We start from the raw sequence: 19,143 nt of genomic DNA, 5'->3' as shown, positions 1-19,143 counted from the left end.
TTTTCCACAAGCGTAATTACAAGTTTGTGTTTCCGGGTGGATCAAGTTGAGGTTCAAGGTTGAAGCTCGTGACCTGGGGTTTCTGTGGATAACTACCCAGATCTTGGGAAACCGCAGGTGGATGGACTGTGGATAACTCGCGAATGACAAAAGTTATCCACAATTGGGCACAGTTATCCACAGAGTCGTCCACCCGAACCCCACACCCCGATTCGGCCCCCGGCGTGGGTAAATGACATGTTTTCCACAGTTTTCACACCCCCTACTAACACTGCTGAACTTCCCAATTGGCAAAGAGAGAAGAAATTGGTGGTGTGCATAGTCCCGGTCTGCCCGGCGAAGCCGTGCCAAGCCTCGAAGGGGAGCGAATAACAAGCAAAGGGAACTTTCTTCGGCCGTGTCCGGTGCGTCGGCTAGTCTTGAGACTCGAAGAAAAAGACAAAGTTTTGAAGCACGTTCAAGGCGATGAACGTTGACCGGAGGGACAGCTCAGCATGGAGCAAGAAAATGTGAGTTTCTCGGTTGCGAAGGATGATTTCGCATCTGCACTGGCATGGGTCGCCCGTGCGCTGCCCACGAAGCCAACCCAGCCGATCCTGCGTGGCGTGATGATCCTCGCGGATGACGATGGCCTGGAGCTGTCGGGCTTCGACCGGGAAGTCTCCACCCGCGTGCGTGTGAATGCCAATGTTGACGAGCCAGGCCGCATCCTCGTGGCCGGTAAGTTGGCATCCGACATCGTCGGCGCACTTCCGGGTAAGGAAATCACCATGGAGTACTCCGGCTCCACGGTCCTGGTTCGCAGCAGCAGCTCTCGCTTCGAACTTCCCGCGATGACCATCGAGGATTACCCAGTCCTGCCGGACATGCCGGCCGTGACCGGCACCATCGACCCGAATCTCTTCACCGAGGCCATCAGCCAGGTCGCCATCGCCGCGGGTAAGGATGACACCCTCCCGATGCTCACCGGTATCCGCATGGAGATCGAGGGCGAAAATGTGGTTCTTGCAGCAACCGACCGTTTCCGCCTGGCTGTTCGTAGCTTCCAGTGGAACCCGGCTGCGGCTGATGCCACCGCTGAGCTGCTGATCCCGGCCCGCACGCTGGCGGATACTGCCCGCACCCTGGATCACAGCCTCAACGACCCGATCGAGATCGCCATTGGTTCGGGGGAGGACATCGGTGCGGACGGCCTGCTCGGCATCGTCACTGACGCCCGTAGGACCACCACCCGCCTGCTGGATGCGGACTTCCCGAAGTTCCGCCCGCTGCTGCCGGCCCGCCACAACGCGATGGCCTCCGTGGAGATCGCCCCGCTGCAGGATGCGATCCGTCGTGTCTCCCTGGTCGCGGAGCGTAATTCCCAGATCCGGATGCACTTCGAGGAGTCCACGCTGACGCTGTCCGCCGGCGGCTCCGATGTTGGTCAGGCTGAGGAAGTCCTGAACTGCGCCTACCACGGCGAGCCGCTGACCATCGCCTTCAACCCGGCGTACCTCAAGGACGGTCTGAGCGCGATCCACACCGAGCGCGTGGTCTTCGGATTCACCCAGCCCTCCCGCCCCGCGATCCTCATCCCTGCCCCGGCCGAGCTGCCGGAGGCCGAGGAGGACGGCACCTTCCCGGATCCGGAGACCAACTTCAAGTACCTGCTCATGCCGGTGCGCCTGCCGGGCTAAAGCCCGCGCGAACCCTCGGCATAGAGTGGAAACATGTTTGTCCGCAGCCTAGAACTCCACGACTTCCGGTCGTGGCGGGAACTCTCGCTGCAGCTGGACCCGGGTGTCACGGTGTTCTCCGGGCCCAACGGGCACGGCAAGACCAACATCGTCGAGGCCCTGGGCTACCTGGCCCACCTGGGCTCCCACCGGGTGAACACCGATTCCGCGCTGGTCCGGGAGAGCCAGCAGATCGCCCGGGTTTCCGCCACGGCGGTGAACCACAATCGCGAGCTCACCGCCCACATCGCAATTCGCGGCCACGGATCCAACCGCGCCCACATCAACCGCACTCAGCTGGCCACCACCAGCGAGCTGCTGGGCATCGTCCGCACCACGCTGTTCTCCCCGGAGGACCTCGCCCTGGTGCGCGGCGAACCAGAGCAGCGCCGCAAGTTCCTCGACGAAATCATGGTCGCCCGCTACCCGCGGCTGGCGGCGGTGAAGGCGGATTACGATAAGTCCCTGCGCCAGCGCAACGCTCTGCTGCGCAATAACGCCTACGCGCTGCGCATCGCCCCCGAGAACGACACGGAGCGCCTATCAGCACTTGCCACCCTGGACGTGTGGGATGCCCAGCTGGCCGCGTTAGGCGGGCAAATCATGTCCGCCCGGGTGCAGATCGTTCACGACCTCGCACCACATGTCGCGCAGACCTACGCCAGGCTCGCCCCGGAGTCCCGGCCCGCGCACATGGCGTACACCTCGACCGTGGACGCGGACCTGGCCCAGGTGGGTGTGCTGCTGGGTGAGGCGGAGCTCGAACGCGACCCGGCTGCCGAGCTGGCGCTGCTCTCCCCGGAGGTCGCGGAGGCCACGTTGCTGCAGGCCTACGCCCGGAAGCGCATCCAGGAGGTGGACCGCGGAACCACGCTGATCGGCCCGCACCGCGACGACCTCGTGCTCATGCTGGGCACCCAGCCCGCCAAGGGTTTTGCCTCTCACGGGGAATCCTGGTCCTTCGCCCTGGCGCTGAGGCTCGGCGCGTTCTTCATGCAGCGCGAGGATGGCGTGGAACCGGTGGTCATTTTGGATGACGTTTTCGCGGAGTTGGATTCCTCCCGACGTCAACAGCTCGTCGGGCTGCTCACCGAAGCCGAGCAGGTGCTCATCACCGCGGCCGTGGGTGAAGATATTCCCGCTGAGCTGCGGGATATCGCCACGTTCCATGATGTTCGCGCGGTGCATGTCACCGAGGAGGGCCAGCAGCGGCGGATCTCCGTGATCGACGAGACCATCCCCCGCGATAGCGTCCCGGAGCAGGCCGAGGGGCAGCCCACCAAACAGGCCGAGGAGCACGTAGCCGAGGAGTCAGACCAGGCAGGCGATCCCGGCGAAAACCCGGGGCAGTCGGAGGAACCGGGGTCGGCGGCCTCCACCGGCGGTGAGCAGGCGTGACGGAACACCAGCCACGCGAGCAGCAGTCGCGTGAGAATTCCAACCGCGAGGAGCAGTTCCTCGACCCCGTCGCCCAAGCTCTGGAAGCCATCAAAAAAGCCGGCGGCAAGCCCGCGACCGGCAAGAACGCCGATCTTCCCCGCATGGCTCGCAGGAACGGCTGGAACCGGGGCCGCCGGGGCACGCTCGCGGAACCCGCCACAGACTCCGGCAGCACCGGCAGCAGTGCGCGAACCAGCTCCGGCGTCCAGCGCATCAAAACCCGCATGGACGGCCGGGCCGACCGCAGCTACCGCGACCCCGGCAGCTTCTCCGCCCTACTCAGCCGCGAAATCCGGCGCCAGGGTTGGGAGGAAAACGTCGGTGTGCGCCGCCTCATGCAGGACTGGGAACACCTCGTCGGCCCCACGATCGCCGCACACACCCGGCCGGTGAAATTCGACGAGAAAAACAAGTTCCTCCACGTCCAGAGCGACTCCACACCCTGGGCGACCCAACTTCGCCTTATCCAGGCGACCATCCTGTCGAAAATCGCCCAGGAGTTGGGGCCGGACGTCGTCGTCGAACTCAAGATTCACAACCCGGACTACGGGCCGCGACAGACCGGCCGCCTCCGCGTCCAAGGGCGGGGCAAACGCGATGATTACGGCTGAGTGCCACGGCGTGACCCGCAGCTCGCCCAGGCTGCCGGAAACTGTATTTTCGCAGGAAAAGCCGGTAGACTGGTGGAGTTAATTAGTGGCACACGAAGGAGTTTTACCCACCGTGGGTGCACCAGAACCGCAGAACACGCCAGCTCCGCACGAGCACAAGCCGGGTGACTACGACGCATCGTCGATCACCATCCTCGAGGGCCTCGAGGCAGTCCGGAAGCGCCCGGGCATGTACATCGGCTCCACGGGAGAGCGTGGCCTCCACCACCTCATCTGGGAGGTCGTGGACAACTCCGTGGACGAGGCCATGGCGGGCTACGCCAAGAAGGTCTCCGTCACGCTGAAGGAGGACGGCTCCGTCGAGGTTTCCGACGACGGCCGTGGCATCCCGGTGGAGATGCACCCTTCCGGCGCCCCGACCGTGCAGGTCGTCATGACGCAGCTGCACGCCGGCGGTAAGTTCGACTCCGATTCCTACGCGGTCTCCGGTGGTCTGCACGGTGTTGGTATTTCCGTGGTCAACGCCCTGTCCACCCGCGTGGAGACCCGCATCGTCCGCGATGGTTACGAGTGGTACCAGGAGTTCATCAACGCGGTGCCTCAGGAGCTCGTGCAGGGCAAGAAGAAGCGCGGTTCCGGCACCACCCAGCGGTTCTGGCCGGACCCGGAGATCTTCGAGACCGTGGAGTTCAACTTCGACACGGTCGCCAAGCGCCTGCAGGAGATGGCATTCCTGAACAAGGGCCTGACCATCACCCTCACCGACGAGCGCCCGCAGGCCATCGAGGCCGAGGAGCCGGAGGAGGGGCTCGAGGACCTCACCGAGCAGGCTGAGGCCCCGAAGTCCGCTGAGGAGCGCCAGGCGGAGGAAGAGGCCAAAAAGAAGAAGGGCCCGCGCACCAAGACGTACCACTACCCGGAGGGTCTGAAGGACTACGTCGCGTTCATCAACCGCAAGAAGCAGCCGATCCACCCGACGATCGTCAGCTTCGACGCCAAGGGTGAGGACCACGAGGTCGAGGTCGCTCTGCAGTGGAACGACGGTTACCAGCAGTCCGTCCACACCTTCGCGAACACGATCAACACCTTCGAGGGCGGTACCCACGAGGAGGGCTTCCGCGCCGCGATGACCTCCCTGATCAACCGCTACGCGCGCGATCAGAAGCTGCTGAAGGAGAAGGAGTCCAACCTCACCGGCGACGACGTTCGTGAGGGCCTGGCTGCCGTCATCTCCGTCCGCGTCGGTGACCCGCAGTTCGAGGGCCAGACGAAGACGAAGCTGGGCAACACCGAGATTCGTGGCTTTGTGCAGCGCGCGATCAATGAGCACCTCTCCGACTGGCTGGACGCCAACCCGGCCGAGGCGAAGGTCATCGTGCAGAAGGCCGTGGCCTCCGCGCACGCTCGCCAGGCGGCCCGCAAGGCCCGTGACCTGGTGCGTCGCAAGTCCGCATCCGATATGGGTGGGCTGCCAGGCAAGCTGGCCGACTGCCGTTCCAAGGACCCGATCAAGTCCGAGCTCTACGTGGTGGAGGGTGACTCCGCAGGTGGTTCCGCGAAGTCCGGCCGTGACTCGATGTACCAGGCCATCCTGCCGCTGCGCGGCAAGATCCTGAACGTCGAGAAGGCCCGCATGGACCGCGTGCTGAAGAACGCCGAAGTGCAGGCGATCATCACCGCGCTGGGCACCGGCATTCACGATGAGTTCGACATCAACAAGCTGCGCTATCACAAGATCGTGCTGATGGCCGACGCCGACGTGGACGGCCAGCACATCGCAACGCTGCTGCTCACGCTGCTTTTCCGTCTGATGCGTCCGCTCGTCGAGGGTGGCTACGTGTACCTGGCCCAGCCGCCGCTGTACAAGCTGAAGTGGGGCAAGGGCGAGCCGGGCTACGCGTTCTCCGACCGGGAGCGCGATGAGCAGCTGGAGAAGGGCCTGGCAGAGGGCCGCAAGATCGATACCGATGATGGCATCCAGCGCTACAAGGGTCTCGGCGAGATGAACCCGAAGGAGCTGTGGGAGACCACGATGGATCCCACCACCCGTACGCTGCGTCAGGTGTCCCTCGAGGACGCGGAGGCTGCTGACGAGCTGTTCAGCATCCTGATGGGCGACGACGTTGTCGCCCGCCGTAGCTTCATCACCCGCAACGCGCGCGACGTCCGTTTCTTGGACGTCTAGCGTCCGGGTTCCGGTCTGGGGGCGGTCGGCGCCGGCGTGGGGGCTGGCGCCGGACAGGCTGGGCTCGGTCAGGAGTCCGGTGCCAGCTCGCGACCCAAGATAAGGGACCTCATCTTGGGTTCGGTGGGGGTGTATCCAAGATTATTGGGCGAATCTTGGGTGTATAGCGTGACCGAAAGCTCTTCTTTAGTCTCTGCCGGGTGGAGGGCACCCAACGAGAGCTCGAGGCACCAGGCCACAGCATTATCTTCATATAGGCAAATGTGTTCGGGGGTACACATATCATGTGACGGGTGAGCAAAAATAACGAAGTTTCCGTCGATGACGTGCACCGCCAGTGGGTGCACGTGCAGATGGCGGACGGCACCACCACGGCCGTGCGCATCTTCACCCCACCGCTAGCGGCTATCGAAGACCCAGCTAGCCCGGCCTCGGCTGCGACTCCGGTCGGCGCCGAGGTTGGTGCCCAGGCCGGTAGCCAACCCGGCAGCTCCGCCACGAGCACTGAGCCAGCCGAGCCCCGCACCGCCGCGGAGAGCGGCCATGATGGGAAGAAACCCCTGGTCATCCTGTGGCCGGGCTTCGGCGTCGGCGCCCGGTATTACGAGCCGATCGCCAAGGAACTCGCGACGCGCGGCTGGATCGTCGCCATCGGCGAGCTGCACGGCCAGGGTGAGTCCACCGCCGCCGCCAGCCGCACCCAGGACTGGGGCTATCACGATCTGGCCAGCTCCGATTTCCCGCGCACCATCCGCGCGGTCAAGCGCCGCTTGGAGCTGGGGGAGAAGTACCCGACGATCATGCTGACCCACTCGATGGGTGGGCAGATGGCCGCGGTGTTCTTGGCCCGCCCGGAGGCCAAGGAGCTCAACGTGCTGGGCTACATGGGGGTTGGCACCGGCACCCCGTACTACCGGGGCTTCACCGGGCGCACACGCATCGAGCTCAAGCTCGGCTCCCTGCTGATGAGCGCGATCGTGCTGGCTCGCGGCTACCAGCCGGAGGGGTTGCTGGATATCGCCAACTATGGCCGGCAGGCGCGGAATCACATCCTGGAGTGGACCAAACTTGCGCAGCGCAATAGCTTTAAAAACCTGCACGGCCAGGACATGGACTACGTCGCGGCGATGGCGGAGACGCAGACAAACGTCCTGCTCACGCGCTTTTCCAATGACGACGATTGCCCCCTCGACTCCGCGAAGAATCTTGCGCTGCTCTTCCCGCAGGGCTGTGTTGCGGTGGAGGAGTACCCCGCGGAGGTGGAGCAGCTCGGCCACAACCGTTGGGCGCGCCAGCCGCAGGTCGTGGCCGACCGCTTCGAGCGCTGGGCCGCCACGGTCGAGGACTAGCCCCGACGGGTTCAAGGTCCTAGTCAGTGCCCGGCGCCCTCAAGGCGACAGTGCGCGAGGCCGCGCCCAATGCGTAGTCCAGCAAGCGCGATCGGCGCTTAGTTTTCCTCTGGCGCGGACACCGCCGGGTTCGCGAGCGTGGCGTTGTGCCCCATCAGAACCGCCGGGCCCTCCAGGACCACGCCTGGCCGCATGTGCTTCTTCAGCTCCTCGGTTGCCGGCAGGCAGGCGGTGAGCGCGAAGCCGCGGGCATTCGGGGTGTCCTGAACGACGAAGAACTGCTTGCCGGTGAGCTCATTGGTCGCGCCCCGGACCCCGGCGACGGTAATCCGCACGTGGTTCCAGGGGTTAATCGCGTCGGTCTCGCCGTCGAAGAAGGCCTGGGCAGCTGGAGAGATCAGCCGTGGCTTCGTGATGACACCATCCTCGCGGACGTGCTCCGGGTGGGCCTGTCGCCAGGCTGCCTCGCTGGGGTAGAGGTGCATCTTTCCGCCACCCAGCGCTGCGGTGAGGCAGAAGTTCACCAGCGGGATCATGCCGTCCTCGTCGGCGTTCGCGGCGATCTCGCCCTCCTTGACTACCTCTGGCCCGGAGATTGTCGAGTAGGAGAAGAAGTCATCAACGGCGCAGGTTAAGCGCGCGGCGATCTCGCCTTCGGTGTTGAGCACGTCCACGAGCGCGACCGTCGGGGTGATCAGACCCACCCGCGCGGCCGTGGTCTCGGGGTGCATGAGGGAGACCGCGACGGTGGAGTTGTTCTCCCCCATGAAGCGGATCATCCGCGCCCCGGAGGGGTCGATGTACGGGGAGATCATCTTGTAGCCGTGCGCGTTCGCAAGCCCCTGGTTCTGCTCCTCGAAGGACCGCTGAATCATCTGATCCAGTGGTTCCCCGTAGAAGCCGAGGGCTGCGAATTCCGCCTGTGGGGTTGGGAGGACGTTCTGAGCCATGCTGTTCGCCTGCACCTTGCCTTTCGTGTTCTGGCTGGGCTTTTCAAGCCGGCGGTATCTTCTCCCTCCATTCTGGCAGAGGCGGGGGCGGATTGTTTCACGTGAAACATTCGGGACGCCGGCGCGGCGACGTCCTAGAAAAACGGCGACCCTGACGGCTGCCGAGAGAGACGGGGGCGACGTCCGCCTCTGGTTGCGGTGGTCCGAAAACGGCTCTACCCGATGCGGTAGCGCTGGGGATCGACGAACTCCCGCTTCGCCTCCCCGGAAATTCCGCCCTCGGCGATGATCCGGCGCACAAACTCGGCGCTGAGCTTCGGTGTGCGGGTCTGCGTGGCGTAGTCGTTGTGGACGAGGCCGAAGCGCTGCGCCTCGCCGTCTGCCCACTCCCAGTTATCCACGAAGCACCAGTGGTAATAGCGCTCAAACGGTAGGTCAGAGGCGCTAATCGCGCTCAAGTGGTCGTAGATGAAGCGGCAGCGGAAATTCTCCAAACTCGTCGGGCTGCCGTTATCGCAGGTGCCGTTCTCCGTGACCCAGATTGGCGCGGGGTAGCGCTCGTGCATCCAGCCGGCGCACTCGATCAGGCCCTGCGGGTAGATCTCCCAACCGAGGTCATTGACCGGCTTGCCGGGCAGCGTGCCGTCCTCGAAACCCGCGGACGCCGTGCGCGAGTAGTAATTCAGCCCCAAGTAGTCGTAGTACTTGCCCGGGGAGATATCCGAAGGCTGGCGGCCCAGCACGCCGCGGAACTTTCCGCCCAGCATCGCGTGGCTCAGCTCGTCCTGGAAGAGGAAGGCACTGGATCGGGAGGCCAGTCGGTGCAGCGGATTACGCTCCTGAGCAGGCACGAAGGCCCGCATGTGGTGCGCGAAGCCCACCCGCGCGCCTGGCTGAATCCCGTGGATGAGGCGATATGCCCGGCAGTGCGCGATCGCCATGTTCCGCATCACCTTCAGCGCCAGCCGGTAGGACTTCTTCGCAGGCGGGGCCTCGTGGAAGAGGAAGCCGGAGGTGGCGTACACATTCGGCTCGTTGATGGTCACCCAGTCCGTGACCAGGTCGGATAGCCCCTTGACCACGTGGCCCACGAAGCGCAGCCAGTGCGCGATATTCTCCGGCTTCTCCCATTCGCCGAGCCGCTGGAACCACAGCGGGTTATTGAAGTGGTGCAGGGTCACCAGCGGCACCATCCCGCGCTCCTTGACCAGCGCGATTTCCTCCCGGTAGCGGTCAAAAGCCTTCGCGTCCCACTGCCCGGGCGCGGGTTCGATGCGGGACCATTCGATGCCCATCCGGTAGGTCTTCAACCCCAGGGAGCCCATGAGTTCGGTGTCCTCGCGCCACCGGTTCCAGTGGTCGTTGGCGCGCAGCGGGCTGGTGCCGTCGGCGATGGTTTCTGGGTGTTGGGCCCACTCGTACCAGTTGTTGTTCCGGTCGCCACCCTCGATCTGCAGGGAGGACGTCGCCGTCCCGATCATCAGCTTGCCCAGCGGCAGGAAAGTGGTTGGGGAAGTTGGCATCGTGTTCTCCTTCGGTTGTGGGGTTTTCTGTTTCGCGGGCGCGTGGAAAGTCTTGCGTTTAGCGGGTGGCTTGGATTTTTAGGACGAGGACGCCTCCGGCCAGGCACATCGCACCTGCCAGGAGATAGAGCCCCGTGTAGCCTCCGAGCAGGCTGAGAGCGATCGCGGCGATGGAGGGGGCGAGCGTGTTCGGCAGCAGGACGGCGAGGTTGATCAGGCCCATGTGGGTGGCGCGCTCCTGCTCGGTGGGGAGCACGGCGTTGACGAGCGCCTGGTCGATGGCCTGGTACACACCCCAGCTCAGCCCCAGGATCACAGCGCCAACGACGACCATCGTGAAGGAGCTGGTGAAAGCCAGCACCGCGCAGGCACCGGCCACCCCAGTGGCGGAGAAGAGGATGAAGGGTTTGCGGACGCCGAGCTTGTCGGAGAACCAGCCGGACCACAGGGCGGTGGCGACCACGCAGCCGGCGAACACGGCCGTGAGGATCAGCACGCCGAGCTCGGGATCGTGGAAGCCGATGCGGTCGCGGAGGTAGTAGAGCAGGAAGAATAGCGCGATGGCTTGGGCCAGCATCAGCAGTAGGCGGGTGAGGAACATCCAGTAGAAGTCCGGTGCGTCCTTCGGGTTGGGGACGACGCGCCGGGCGGCGGCGAGGCCCGTGGGTTTCGCGCTCGCGGCACCAGCTTTGGGCTGCTCAGCTGCTGGTTCAGCACCGCGGGCCGAGCTGGCCGCCGGGCTTGTCTCCAGGCCCGCTTCCGGGTCCCCGGAGCCTGCGAGCCAAGGGAGGGGCTCGCGGTCGCGGGTGAGGAAGGGCACCGCCGTTGCCAGCAGCACGGCGATGACCGCCGCATAGGCCCAGGGGCGGGGGAGTGCGACGGAGAGTGCGGTGCCGAGCACGATGCCGAGCGTGTACGTCATACCCATCACGCCGGAGACGGTGCCGAACTGCCGCTCGGTGACCTGGTCAGGGACGATGGACTGCGTCGGCGTCACCGCGAGGGCGATGGCGAACTGGAAGACCATCCACGCCGCCAGCAACAGGCCGTAACCCAGGGCGCGGGAATCCCCCGGAAGTGTTGCGGTCCATCCCGCGACACCGAGTGCTACCGAGGAGATCGTGATGCCCGCGATGATCCACGGGGTGCGGCGGCCCAGCGAGGAGCGCGTCCGGTCGGAGAAGATCCCGGCGAGCGGGGAGGCGAGCAGGCTGACCAGCCCACCGGCCGTCATCAACAGTGCGAGCTGGCGTTCCTTGTCCTCCGGGAACCACACCAGGATCTGGGCGGAGAGCAGAAGATTCGTCGGAGCTGCCCAGGCGATGTTCTGGCCGAGGTACATCAGGCCAAAGCGCGAGATCCATCCCCGGGAGACTTCTTGCTTGGGGCTTTGCACAACAGTCACGGGGAAAATCATAGTTTTCACGGCAAACGTTGTGTGCGCTTTTAAGAATCCCCGCCACCGGACCGTGGGCTCAAAAACTGTGGGCTGACGTGGTAGAATGGTTGGGTCTATTCCAAGTAGAAAGGTTCACCAACTCCAGTGAGCGACGATACTAACGGTGGAGATAACCTGTTCGACCGCATCGAACCGATCGACTTGCAGAAGGAGATGCAGAACAGCTACATCGATTACGCCATGAGCGTGATCGTGGGCCGTGCCCTCCCGGAGGTTCGGGACGGCATGAAGCCGGTACACCGGCGCATTCTCTACGCCATGTTCGACAACGGCCACCGGCCGGAACGCGGATACGTCAAGTCCGCGAAGCCAGTGGCAGAGACCATGGGTAACTACCACCCCCACGGTGACTCCGCGATCTACGACACCCTCGTGCGCATGGCCCAACCCTGGTCCATGCGCTATCCGCTCGTCGACGGGCAGGGCAACTTCGGCTCCCGCGGTAACGACGGTGCTGCAGCAATGCGTTACACCGAGTGCCGCCTCACCCCGCTGGCGATGGAGATGGTCCGCGACATCCGCGAGGACACCGTCATCTTCCAGCCGAACTACGACGGCAAGACCTCCGAGCCGACCGTCCTGCCCTCCCGCGTGCCGAACCTGCTGATGAACGGTTCCGGCGGCATCGCCGTCGGCATGGCGACCAACATCCCGCCGCACAACCTCAACGAGCTCGCGGACGCCATCTACTGGCTCCTGGAGAACCCGGAGGCCGAGGAAGCAGAGGCCCTCGATGCCTGCATGGGCTTCGTGAAGGGCCCGGACTTTCCGACCGCCGGCCTCATCGTCGGCGAGAAGGGTATCGACGACGCCTACCGCACCGGCCGCGGCTCCATCCGTATGCGCGGCAAGGCCGAGATCGAGGAAGAGGGCTCCCGTCAGGTCATCGTCATCACCGAGCTGCCGTACCAGGTCAACCCCGATAACCTGGTCAGCTCCATTGCCGAACAGGTCCGCGACGGCAAGCTCAAGGGCATCTCCAAGATCGACGACGAGTCCTCCGACCGCGTCGGCCTGCGCATCGTCGTCACCCTGAAGCGCGACGCCGTGCCGCGCGTGGTGCTGAACAATCTCTACAAGCACTCGCAGCTGCAGACCAGCTTCGGTGCGAACATGCTGTCTATCGTCGACGGCGTGCCACGCACCCTCCGCCTGGACCAGATGCTCTCGCTGTACGTCAAGCACCAGATCGACGTCATCGTCCGACGCACCCAGTTCCGCCTCCGCAAGGCCGAGGAAGACGCTCACATCCTGCGCGGCCTGGTCAAGGCACTGGACGCATTGGACGAGGTCATCGCCCTGATCCGTAACTCCGCGACCGTGGATATCGCGCGCGAGGGCCTGATGGACCTGCTGACCGTGGACGAGATCCAGGCCAACGCCATCCTCGCGATGCAGCTGCGCCGCCTGGCCGCCCTGGAGCGCCAGAAGATCATCGACCAGCTGGCCGAGCTCGAGCGCATCATCGCCGACCTCGAGGACATCCTCGCCAAGCCGGAGCGCCAGCGTGCCATCGTCCGCGATGAGCTCGCCGAGATCGTCGAGAAGTACGGCGACGAACGCCGCACCCAGATCGTCTCCGCCACCGGCGACGTCTCCGAAGAGGACCTCATCGCCCGCGAGAACGTCGTCGTGACCATCACCTCGACCGGCTACGCGAAGCGCACGAAGGTGGACAGCTACCGCAACCAGCGACGCGGCGGCAAGGGCGTGCGCGGTGCCGAACTGCGGCAGGACGACGTCGTCCGTCACTTCTTCGTCTGCTCCACGCACGACACCGTCCTGTTCTTCACGAACATGGGCCGGATGTACCGCCTGAAGACCTACGAGCTGCCGGAAGCGACCCGCACCGCACGCGGCCAGCACGTCGCCAACCTGCTGGAATTCCAGCCGGGCGAGCAGATCGCACAGGTCATTCAGATCCAGTCCTTCGAGGACGCCCCGTACCTGGTGCTCGCCACCGCGCAGGGCCGTGTGAAGAAGTCCCGCCTCACGGACTACGCCACCACCCGTTCCTCCGGCCTGATCGCCATCAACCTCAACGAGGGCGACAAGCTGATCGGCGCGCAGCTGTGCTCCGCCGAGGATGACCTGCTGCTCGTCTCCGAGGAAGGCCAGGCCATGCGCTTCACCGCCGACGACGAGACGCTGCGCCCGATGGGCCGCGCCACCGCCGGTGTGTACGGCATGCGCTTCCGCGGTGAGGACCAGCTGCTGGCCATGACGGTCGTGCAGGAGGACTCCGCGCTGTTCGTCGCCACCTCCGGTGGTTACGGTAAGCGCACCCCGATGGAGGAGTACCCGGCGAAGGGCCGTGGCGGCCTGGGCGTTGTGGCCTTCAAGTACCAGAAGTCCCGCGGCAAGCTGATCGGCGCGCTGACGGTCACCGAGGATGACGAGATCCTCGCGATGACCAGCGCCGGTGGCGTGATCCGCACCGAGGTCAACCAGATCCGCGAGACCGGCCGCTCCACCATGGGCGTGCGCCTGGTCGACCTGGATAAGGGCGTTGAGCTCGTCGCCGTCGACCGCAACGTCGAGGAAGAGGCGGAAGAAGAGGTCGCCCAGGTCGAGTCGAAGCCGAAGGACGCTAAGAAGTGACCCCCGAGGGCACTGAGAAAGTGACCTCGGAGGCTAGCGACCAGGCGGCTGACGCGGTCGAGAAGGAGACGGCACCGGCCAAGGGCGCCGCCGGGGCCGAGAAGACGGCAACCGAGGCTTCGGTGACCGGAAAGGCGGCGTCTGAGAAGGCGACGTCCTGGAAGGCGCGGGCGCCGCGCGGACGGGAGCTGACGCTGACGGCCATCGACGTGCGCTCCGCCGGTCGGCTCGGCCTGGCGGCGGGCTGCGTCACCTTCGTGGTGTGGGTGCTGGCCTGGATGCTCATGTGGCTCGTGCTGGCGGTGGCTGGCGTGTGGGGCCGCATGAACACCCTGCTCGCCGACATCGCGGGCTTCGGCGGGATCTCCGGCTGGGGCGTGCTGGGCGCGGTAACGCTCGTCGGTGTTCTGGAGTTCTTCGTCGTCTGGGGCATCGTGCCGCTGACTGCGCTGGTGTACAACGCGGCGGCGGACGTCCTCGGTGGGCTGAAGGTTCGCGTCGCGGGCGCGGAGGATGTGGCGGCTGTGACGGACAACCTGGCCGCACCGGAGACGTCGAAAGCGCCGGAAGAGGCGTAGCTCAAAGGCCTGCGTTCCGGTGGAAGAAAACTTCATAAAACAGGGGCTGACCTGGCGATTTGGTTTATATCGCATCGCATGGATACACTAGTCCCTGTTCGAAGGGCCTATAGCTCAGGCGGTTAGAGCGCATCGCTGATAACGATGAGGTCGGTGGTTCGAGTCCACCTAGGCCCACCATTCGAACACACTTCGAATGAAGTTCGGGGCATTAGCTCAATTGGTAGAGCATCTGCTTTGCAAGCAGAAGGTCAGGAGTTCGATTCTCCTATGCTCCACAGCACGAACCCCAGGTCGCAAGGCCTGGGGTTCCTTTGCGTCTGGGGGATGATGGAGGGGTGAGGGTGGCGACGCCACCAGACCCCTCCGCTTAGCTTTGGGGTTACTAGTATCCACGCACTACAGCTTGGAACTTCCGAGGACCGGCCCGCAGTTTTAGGCGCGCAGCAAAGCGGTGAATGCGTTCCTGATGGTGCGATAAACCTGCAGTTCACGGGTGGCACACCCGCTTGTGCAGTTCCGTGAAAATAGTTTGACTAGCCTCTGCTGCCCCTAAGCGGTCAGGACTCCCAAGGGGATCACGTGCACTCCGCTAGGAAGCGTGTATGCATATTCCGTTGCTGTGATGATGGCTAGGTATGCAGGCGACCCGATCTTGTTGGTGTCGACACGTTCGTCACGGAGTTTGATGAGGTTCGCTTCGGCTTGTGGGATCTGCGATGCTCCGAGTTTGACTTCGCAGGCGCCCCACTTGCCGTCTTCGGGGTATTCGATGATGGCGTCAACTTCAAGGGCCGTGTTGTCACGGTAGTGATAGACGCGCCCGTGCTGGAGAGCGGATGCTGCGCGCAGGTCTCGAATGACCATGGACTCAAAGATCTGGCCGAAGAACTCCGGGTCGTTCGCGAGGCGGTCAACACCGATACCCAAGGCGGCGCAGGCCAGGCTGGGGTCAGCGAGATGGAGCTTCGGCGAGGTGCGCAGTCGTGATTTAGATCGGAGCGCGACGCTCCAAGGTTGCAACCCGTCGAGGATGAATATCCGGGTAAGCGCTTGGAGGTACGTGGAGACCGTTTTCGGGTCGACTGTTGTGGCATCCGAAGACACGTCTGCAGCGAGTGTTTTCAATGTTGCTTCGCCAGAAATATTCCGAGCGATGGATGCCAAGGTCCGGCGAATGTTTAGTTGGTTGTGGCGTGTGCCAACGTTTTCTGGCACTTCCACGTCGAAAATGTTGTCCAGGTATGAGCGGTTAAACATGACCGCCTGCTGAGTGCTCGCCCCGAGCAGCCCTGGCCATCCGCCACGAACGGCCTGCTCGGCCATGTCCTTATATGTGAGCTTGGAAGCTCCACTACTGGAGGGAGTCTTCCAATACTTGATCTGCAAAGCGTGAAAAGTACTGCATATGGGCACTATACCCGCTTTTGCAACGGTTCCATGCCCGACTTTGCAACATTTCTATACCGGCTTTTGCAAGTTCGCTCAAACACGGTCTTGGGAATTCCTAGTGGTGTTCGAAATGTGTCCTAGATTGGCACGCCCTCCCTAGTGGCGCGGATGTCTTCGTCACTAGGCGGTGCGGACGTGCTTTTGCGGGAGTGGCTGTTCTCAACCGTAGGGAAGGGGGTGAGGTGAAAGCCTAATGCTGAATCCGGTCACCAACCGGACATCCGGCACGCATAATGCCCGGAGCTCTAGCTCCGCAACTTGCTGATCAGCGCTACCACGCCAGACACTCCCGCCGTCAGGCCTCCGAACACCACGCCGATCTCCACAATGCGGTCCTGATTTCTCAGACGCGCCGTCTCGACAGGGCAAAAGGCGAAGTGCTTGGGGCCGTGTTGTCGAACTAGCGGGCTGATTTCTTTGTGGAAGTCCGCCCGCTTCGGCTTTTCCGGCCTTATTATGACCGCATGGTTAGGGCAACGAAAGTTCTTCTCGATGGGTACGGCGTCCCCGAGTCACTCCGTTGGCACCAGGGCGCCCTCTATTTCGTGGACATGGCAACCGGGACTCTGCACCGCTGGACCAAACCAGGTGGGGAAGAAGTCTTGGGCGAAATCCCGGGTCGCGCCGGCGGCCTGGGATTCCTCCCCAACGGTGACATGCTCATCGTCTCCATGGACCAGCACGTCATCTGGCGGCGCAGCGCCGATGGCGAGCTGACACAACATGCAGACATCAGTGAATACTGCGGCGGCCACGCCAACGACATGATGGTCACACCCGATGGGTACGCCTACGTGGGCAACTTCGGTTTCGATTACCACGCCTTCCACCGAGAAAACGCGAACTCCCACCTCTACAAGCCGCCAGGACCTCCCTCGACGCGAGTGGTGTGCATCGCCCCGGACGGCACGGTCGCGGGAACCGGCCCGGACATGCTGTTCCCCAATGGAACGGTGAAGTTGCCGGGCGGCACCGTCGTCGTCGCCGAGACCCTGCGCCTGCAGCTGACCGAATGCGACGTCGATGAAGCCGGCGTGTTGGTCAACCCCCGGCCGTACGCCAAGCTCATGCCCGAATTCCTGTGGCAGCAGCTCAACTCCGGTTCACCGCTGGGCACCATCGTCCGCACCGCTGCCGGGGTGCTGGAAAACCCCCGCATCGCCAACGCTCTTCCCATCTCGCTGGCCCCCGATGGGATTGCGCTGGATAGTGACGGGCAATCGATCTGGATTGCCAATGCCACGCGCGCGGAGGTCGTGCTTGTGAAGCCCGGCGGGCACATCGTCGAGCGCATCCGCACCGGCAACAAGACGCTCGATGTGGAGCTCGGCGGCGATAACGGCCACACGTTGTTCTGCGCCACGACGATCAACGACGACCCCACGATCGGTGGCCCCGCGCGCAAGGGCTGCATCGAGATCATCGATCTGGAGGCGTAAGCATGGGCGTTGTACTCATTACTGGAGCTGGCCGCGGCATTGGAGCTGCAACCGCTCGAGCAGCAGCCGACGCTGGCTACGACGTCGCCGTCACCGATATCGACGGCGAGGCCGCTCGCACCGTCGCTGAAGAACTACCCGGAAACATTCGGGCCATCGGTGTGGAACACGACGTCCGCGACGAAGAAGCGTGGGCCGCCGTCTTCCAGGACGTGGAACGCCAGCTTGGGCCGGTGGACATCCTGGTGAACAACGCCGGGATGATCCACACCGGTTGGGCACGTGATCTCTCGGGTGACCAGCATCGGCAGATGGTGGACGTGAATTTCCTCGGCCCCATGTACGGCACGCTCGAAGCCATGCGGCGCATGAAAGAACGCGGCGGGCACATCGTGACCGTGTGCTCCATGACCAGTTTCCTCCCCCTGCCCGGGTACTCCTCCTATGGCGCGACGAAGCATGCGCTGCGTTCATTCATCAACACCGTCGCCATCGAGGAACGCGCGAGCCGCGTGGCATTCACGCTCGTGCACCCGCCCGGGGTGCGGACTGAGATGCTGGAACAGGAAAAGCGTGACCCTTCGGCGGTCGCGGCTTTCGCCGAGAAGTCCGTGGGCCCGGAGGTCATTGCCGAGACCATCGTCCGATCCTTCAAGAAGCGCCCGCTGTTCGGCAGGCCAGCAGAGATCGTGTTCCCCGCGCTCGGCGGCCGCTTCCAGCGCTGGGTGGGCGCGCAGGCGGTCCTCATGCGCCTGGCGATGCCCTTCGTTCTCGCCAGTGGGCGGCGGGCGCTGCGGAAAAGGGTGAGGGAAAAGGACGGTGACGCGGCACCGTAGCGGCATCATCAGGGAATTATCAGGGCATTTGGATACGGGCAGGTGAGAGGCCTGAATGGGTAACAGCGGGCAGGGTGAAAAGCCAGATTTCCGCGAATTCGCTTGACGGACGGGGGTGCGTGGTGGGTAGGTTGGCGAACTCGTAACCACATCGTTACCGAAAGACGAAGGAGCGAATACTTTATGCGCAAGTCCGTCAAGACCAACCTGACCCGCCTCGCAATGGCAGCCGGCGTGATCGCAGCACCGGCACTGGTTGCACCGACGGCAAACGCAGCAACTGTTGGCCAGTGGGATCAGGTCGCAGCATGTGAGTCCGGCGGCGATTGGCACATCAACACGGGCAACGGCTACTACGGTGGCCTGCAGTTCTCGGCCCAGACCTGGGCGGGCTTCGGTGGCACGCAGTACGCACCGACCGCTGACCAGGCCACGAAGGAGCAGCAGATCGAGATTGCTGAGAAGGTTCTGGCCGGCCAGGGCGCGGGCGCATGGCCGAACTGCGGCGGCCCGGTTGCCTAAGGGGGCTCCGCGCGCCCCGCGGGAATTAGCTCCCGCGGATCCGGCAATAGCGGTCCGGCAGTATCGCCCCGGCAATAGTACGGCCGGGGTTTTGCTGTACCTGCCTGTACCGGCCGGAGGGCGCGTTAAAAACAAGGTCTAACCCCTCCAGTGAGCAGGATCACAGCCCAGAAAACCAAAGAATTTTCCACGCCTTGACCTGCGCATTCGCGGGCGAAATGAAATTAAGTTTCGCGTTGACTTTTAAAATCTTTTCCAAACCGTTATTATCGTTTTTGCCGGGTTGATGTCTGCCCAACCGCATATCCTCCAACCCCCCCCCTGATGAGGATGGTTGGGATGTGACTCCCCGGAAGTAAAGCCATCGAGCATCCCCCCCCGCTCGATGGTTTTGCGCTTTCTACCCCAATTTTTCCGGCCAGCGGTGAGCCGCGCCCACAGCCCCATCTAGGGGTTAAGTAAAGAAAAGTGTGTCTTTTC

The 19,143-nt window shown here is 63.9% G+C and carries 14 protein-coding genes and 2 tRNA genes; 12 read left to right on the top strand and 4 right to left on the bottom strand.

Annotation, left to right across the window (positions count from 1 at the left end; genetic code table 11):
* The first annotated feature begins 494 nt into the window (after positions 1–494).
* The 5 genes from dnaN (at position 495) to HMPREF3097_RS04640 (ending at position 7,303) form a co-directional block, all read left to right on the top strand.
* Positions 495–1,679, top strand: a complete 1,185-nt coding sequence (gene dnaN, locus HMPREF3097_RS04660) for a DNA polymerase III subunit beta (RefSeq protein ID WP_070757940.1) — start codon at positions 495–497, stop codon at positions 1,677–1,679.
* 33 nt (positions 1,680–1,712) lie between these two features.
* Positions 1,713–3,116 (top strand): DNA replication/repair protein RecF, encoded by a 1,404-nt coding sequence (recF, locus tag HMPREF3097_RS04655; protein ID WP_070761309.1) that lies wholly within the window; start codon positions 1,713–1,715, stop codon positions 3,114–3,116.
* On the top strand, positions 3,113–3,769 hold the full coding sequence (locus HMPREF3097_RS04650; protein ID WP_236251543.1) for a DciA family protein: 657 nt from the start codon (positions 3,113–3,115) through the stop codon (positions 3,767–3,769). Before recF ends, HMPREF3097_RS04650 begins: the two co-directional genes overlap by 4 nt.
* A 112-nt stretch (positions 3,770–3,881) precedes the next feature.
* A complete protein-coding gene (gene gyrB, locus HMPREF3097_RS04645; RefSeq protein WP_070761307.1) occupies positions 3,882–5,954 on the top strand; it encodes a DNA topoisomerase (ATP-hydrolyzing) subunit B in 2,073 nt (690 codons plus the stop codon).
* A gap of 293 nt (positions 5,955–6,247) precedes the next feature.
* Positions 6,248–7,303: an alpha/beta fold hydrolase gene (locus HMPREF3097_RS04640; protein WP_070761305.1), complete on the top strand. Its 1,056-nt coding sequence runs from the start codon at positions 6,248–6,250 to the stop codon at positions 7,301–7,303.
* 98 nt (positions 7,304–7,401) lie between these two features.
* Here HMPREF3097_RS04640 and HMPREF3097_RS04635 read toward each other — a convergent pair whose 3' ends face one another.
* The 3 genes from HMPREF3097_RS04635 to HMPREF3097_RS04625 all read right to left on the bottom strand — a co-directional run bounded on the left by HMPREF3097_RS04635 (position 7,402) and on the right by HMPREF3097_RS04625 (position 11,181).
* Entirely contained in the window at positions 7,402–8,253 is an 852-nt protein-coding gene (locus HMPREF3097_RS04635; protein ID WP_246821287.1) for a hypothetical protein, read from the bottom strand.
* Between the two features lie 215 nt (positions 8,254–8,468).
* A complete protein-coding gene (locus HMPREF3097_RS04630; RefSeq protein ID WP_070761301.1) occupies positions 8,469–9,776 on the bottom strand; it encodes a glycoside hydrolase family 1 protein in 1,308 nt (435 codons plus the stop codon).
* 58 nt (positions 9,777–9,834) lie between these two features.
* Positions 9,835–11,181: an MFS transporter gene (locus HMPREF3097_RS04625; RefSeq protein WP_246821286.1), complete on the bottom strand. Its 1,347-nt coding sequence runs from the start codon at positions 11,179–11,181 to the stop codon at positions 9,835–9,837.
* A gap of 138 nt (positions 11,182–11,319) precedes the next feature.
* Between HMPREF3097_RS04625 and gyrA the strand changes: the two genes are divergently transcribed.
* The 4 genes from gyrA (at position 11,320) to HMPREF3097_RS04605 (ending at position 14,692) form a co-directional block, all read left to right on the top strand.
* Positions 11,320–13,836: a DNA gyrase subunit A gene (gene gyrA / locus HMPREF3097_RS04620; protein ID WP_070761297.1), complete on the top strand. Its 2,517-nt coding sequence runs from the start codon at positions 11,320–11,322 to the stop codon at positions 13,834–13,836.
* Positions 13,833–14,414 carry a DUF3566 domain-containing protein gene (locus HMPREF3097_RS04615; RefSeq protein ID WP_070761295.1) on the top strand — a complete coding sequence of 194 codons (582 nt, stop codon included), beginning with the start codon at positions 13,833–13,835 and terminating at the stop codon, positions 14,412–14,414. Before gyrA ends, HMPREF3097_RS04615 begins: the two co-directional genes overlap by 4 nt.
* A gap of 103 nt (positions 14,415–14,517) precedes the next feature.
* Positions 14,518–14,594, top strand: a tRNA-Ile gene (locus tag HMPREF3097_RS04610).
* Positions 14,595–14,619: 25 nt separating this feature from the next.
* Positions 14,620–14,692, top strand: a tRNA-Ala gene (locus tag HMPREF3097_RS04605).
* A 274-nt stretch (positions 14,693–14,966) separates the two neighbouring features.
* Here HMPREF3097_RS04605 and HMPREF3097_RS04600 read toward each other — a convergent pair.
* Positions 14,967–15,803, bottom strand: coding sequence for an ATP-binding protein (locus tag HMPREF3097_RS04600; RefSeq protein WP_246821285.1), 837 nt, complete (start codon positions 15,801–15,803; stop codon positions 14,967–14,969).
* 527 nt (positions 15,804–16,330) lie between these two features.
* On the opposite strand from HMPREF3097_RS04600, the gene HMPREF3097_RS04595 reads away from it, so the two are divergent.
* From HMPREF3097_RS04595 to HMPREF3097_RS04585, 3 genes are all read left to right on the top strand, one after another.
* Complete coding sequence (locus tag HMPREF3097_RS04595) at positions 16,331–17,305, top strand: SMP-30/gluconolactonase/LRE family protein (protein WP_083317272.1); 975 nt, start codon at positions 16,331–16,333, stop codon at positions 17,303–17,305.
* A 2-nt stretch (positions 17,306–17,307) separates the two neighbouring features.
* Entirely contained in the window at positions 17,308–18,141 is an 834-nt protein-coding gene (locus tag HMPREF3097_RS04590) for an SDR family NAD(P)-dependent oxidoreductase (RefSeq protein WP_070761293.1), read from the top strand.
* 183 nt (positions 18,142–18,324) lie between these two features.
* Positions 18,325–18,663, top strand: a complete 339-nt coding sequence (locus HMPREF3097_RS04585; protein WP_015381063.1) for a transglycosylase family protein — start codon at positions 18,325–18,327, stop codon at positions 18,661–18,663.
* Positions 18,664–19,143: the final 480 nt, after the last annotated feature.

The sequence above is a fragment of the Corynebacterium sp. HMSC27B11 genome, from assembly GCF_001815985.1.
In the GTDB taxonomy this organism is placed as follows: Bacteria; Actinomycetota; Actinomycetes; order Mycobacteriales; family Mycobacteriaceae; genus Corynebacterium.
The sequence above is the reverse complement of the archived record's forward strand: the minus strand, read 5'-3'. Positions and strand labels throughout refer to the sequence as shown.

What these genes read in the sequence shown, in the direction of transcription:
- dnaN (WP_070757940.1), top strand. Translation starts at nt 495, where the DNA reads ATGGAGCAAGAAAATGTGAGTTTCTCGGTTGCGAAGGATGATTTCGCA.
- recF (WP_070761309.1), top strand. Translation starts at nt 1,713, where the DNA reads ATGTTTGTCCGCAGCCTAGAACTCCACGACTTCCGGTCGTGGCGGGAA.
- HMPREF3097_RS04635 (WP_246821287.1), bottom strand. Translation starts at nt 8,253, where the DNA reads ATGGCTCAGAACGTCCTCCCAACCCCACAGGCGGAATTCGCAGCCCTC.
- HMPREF3097_RS04630 (WP_070761301.1), bottom strand. Translation starts at nt 9,776, where the DNA reads ATGCCAACTTCCCCAACCACTTTCCTGCCGCTGGGCAAGCTGATGATC.
- HMPREF3097_RS04595 (WP_083317272.1), top strand. Translation starts at nt 16,331, where the DNA reads ATGGTTAGGGCAACGAAAGTTCTTCTCGATGGGTACGGCGTCCCCGAG.
- HMPREF3097_RS04590 (WP_070761293.1), top strand. Translation starts at nt 17,308, where the DNA reads ATGGGCGTTGTACTCATTACTGGAGCTGGCCGCGGCATTGGAGCTGCA.
- HMPREF3097_RS04585 (WP_015381063.1), top strand. Translation starts at nt 18,325, where the DNA reads ATGCGCAAGTCCGTCAAGACCAACCTGACCCGCCTCGCAATGGCAGCC.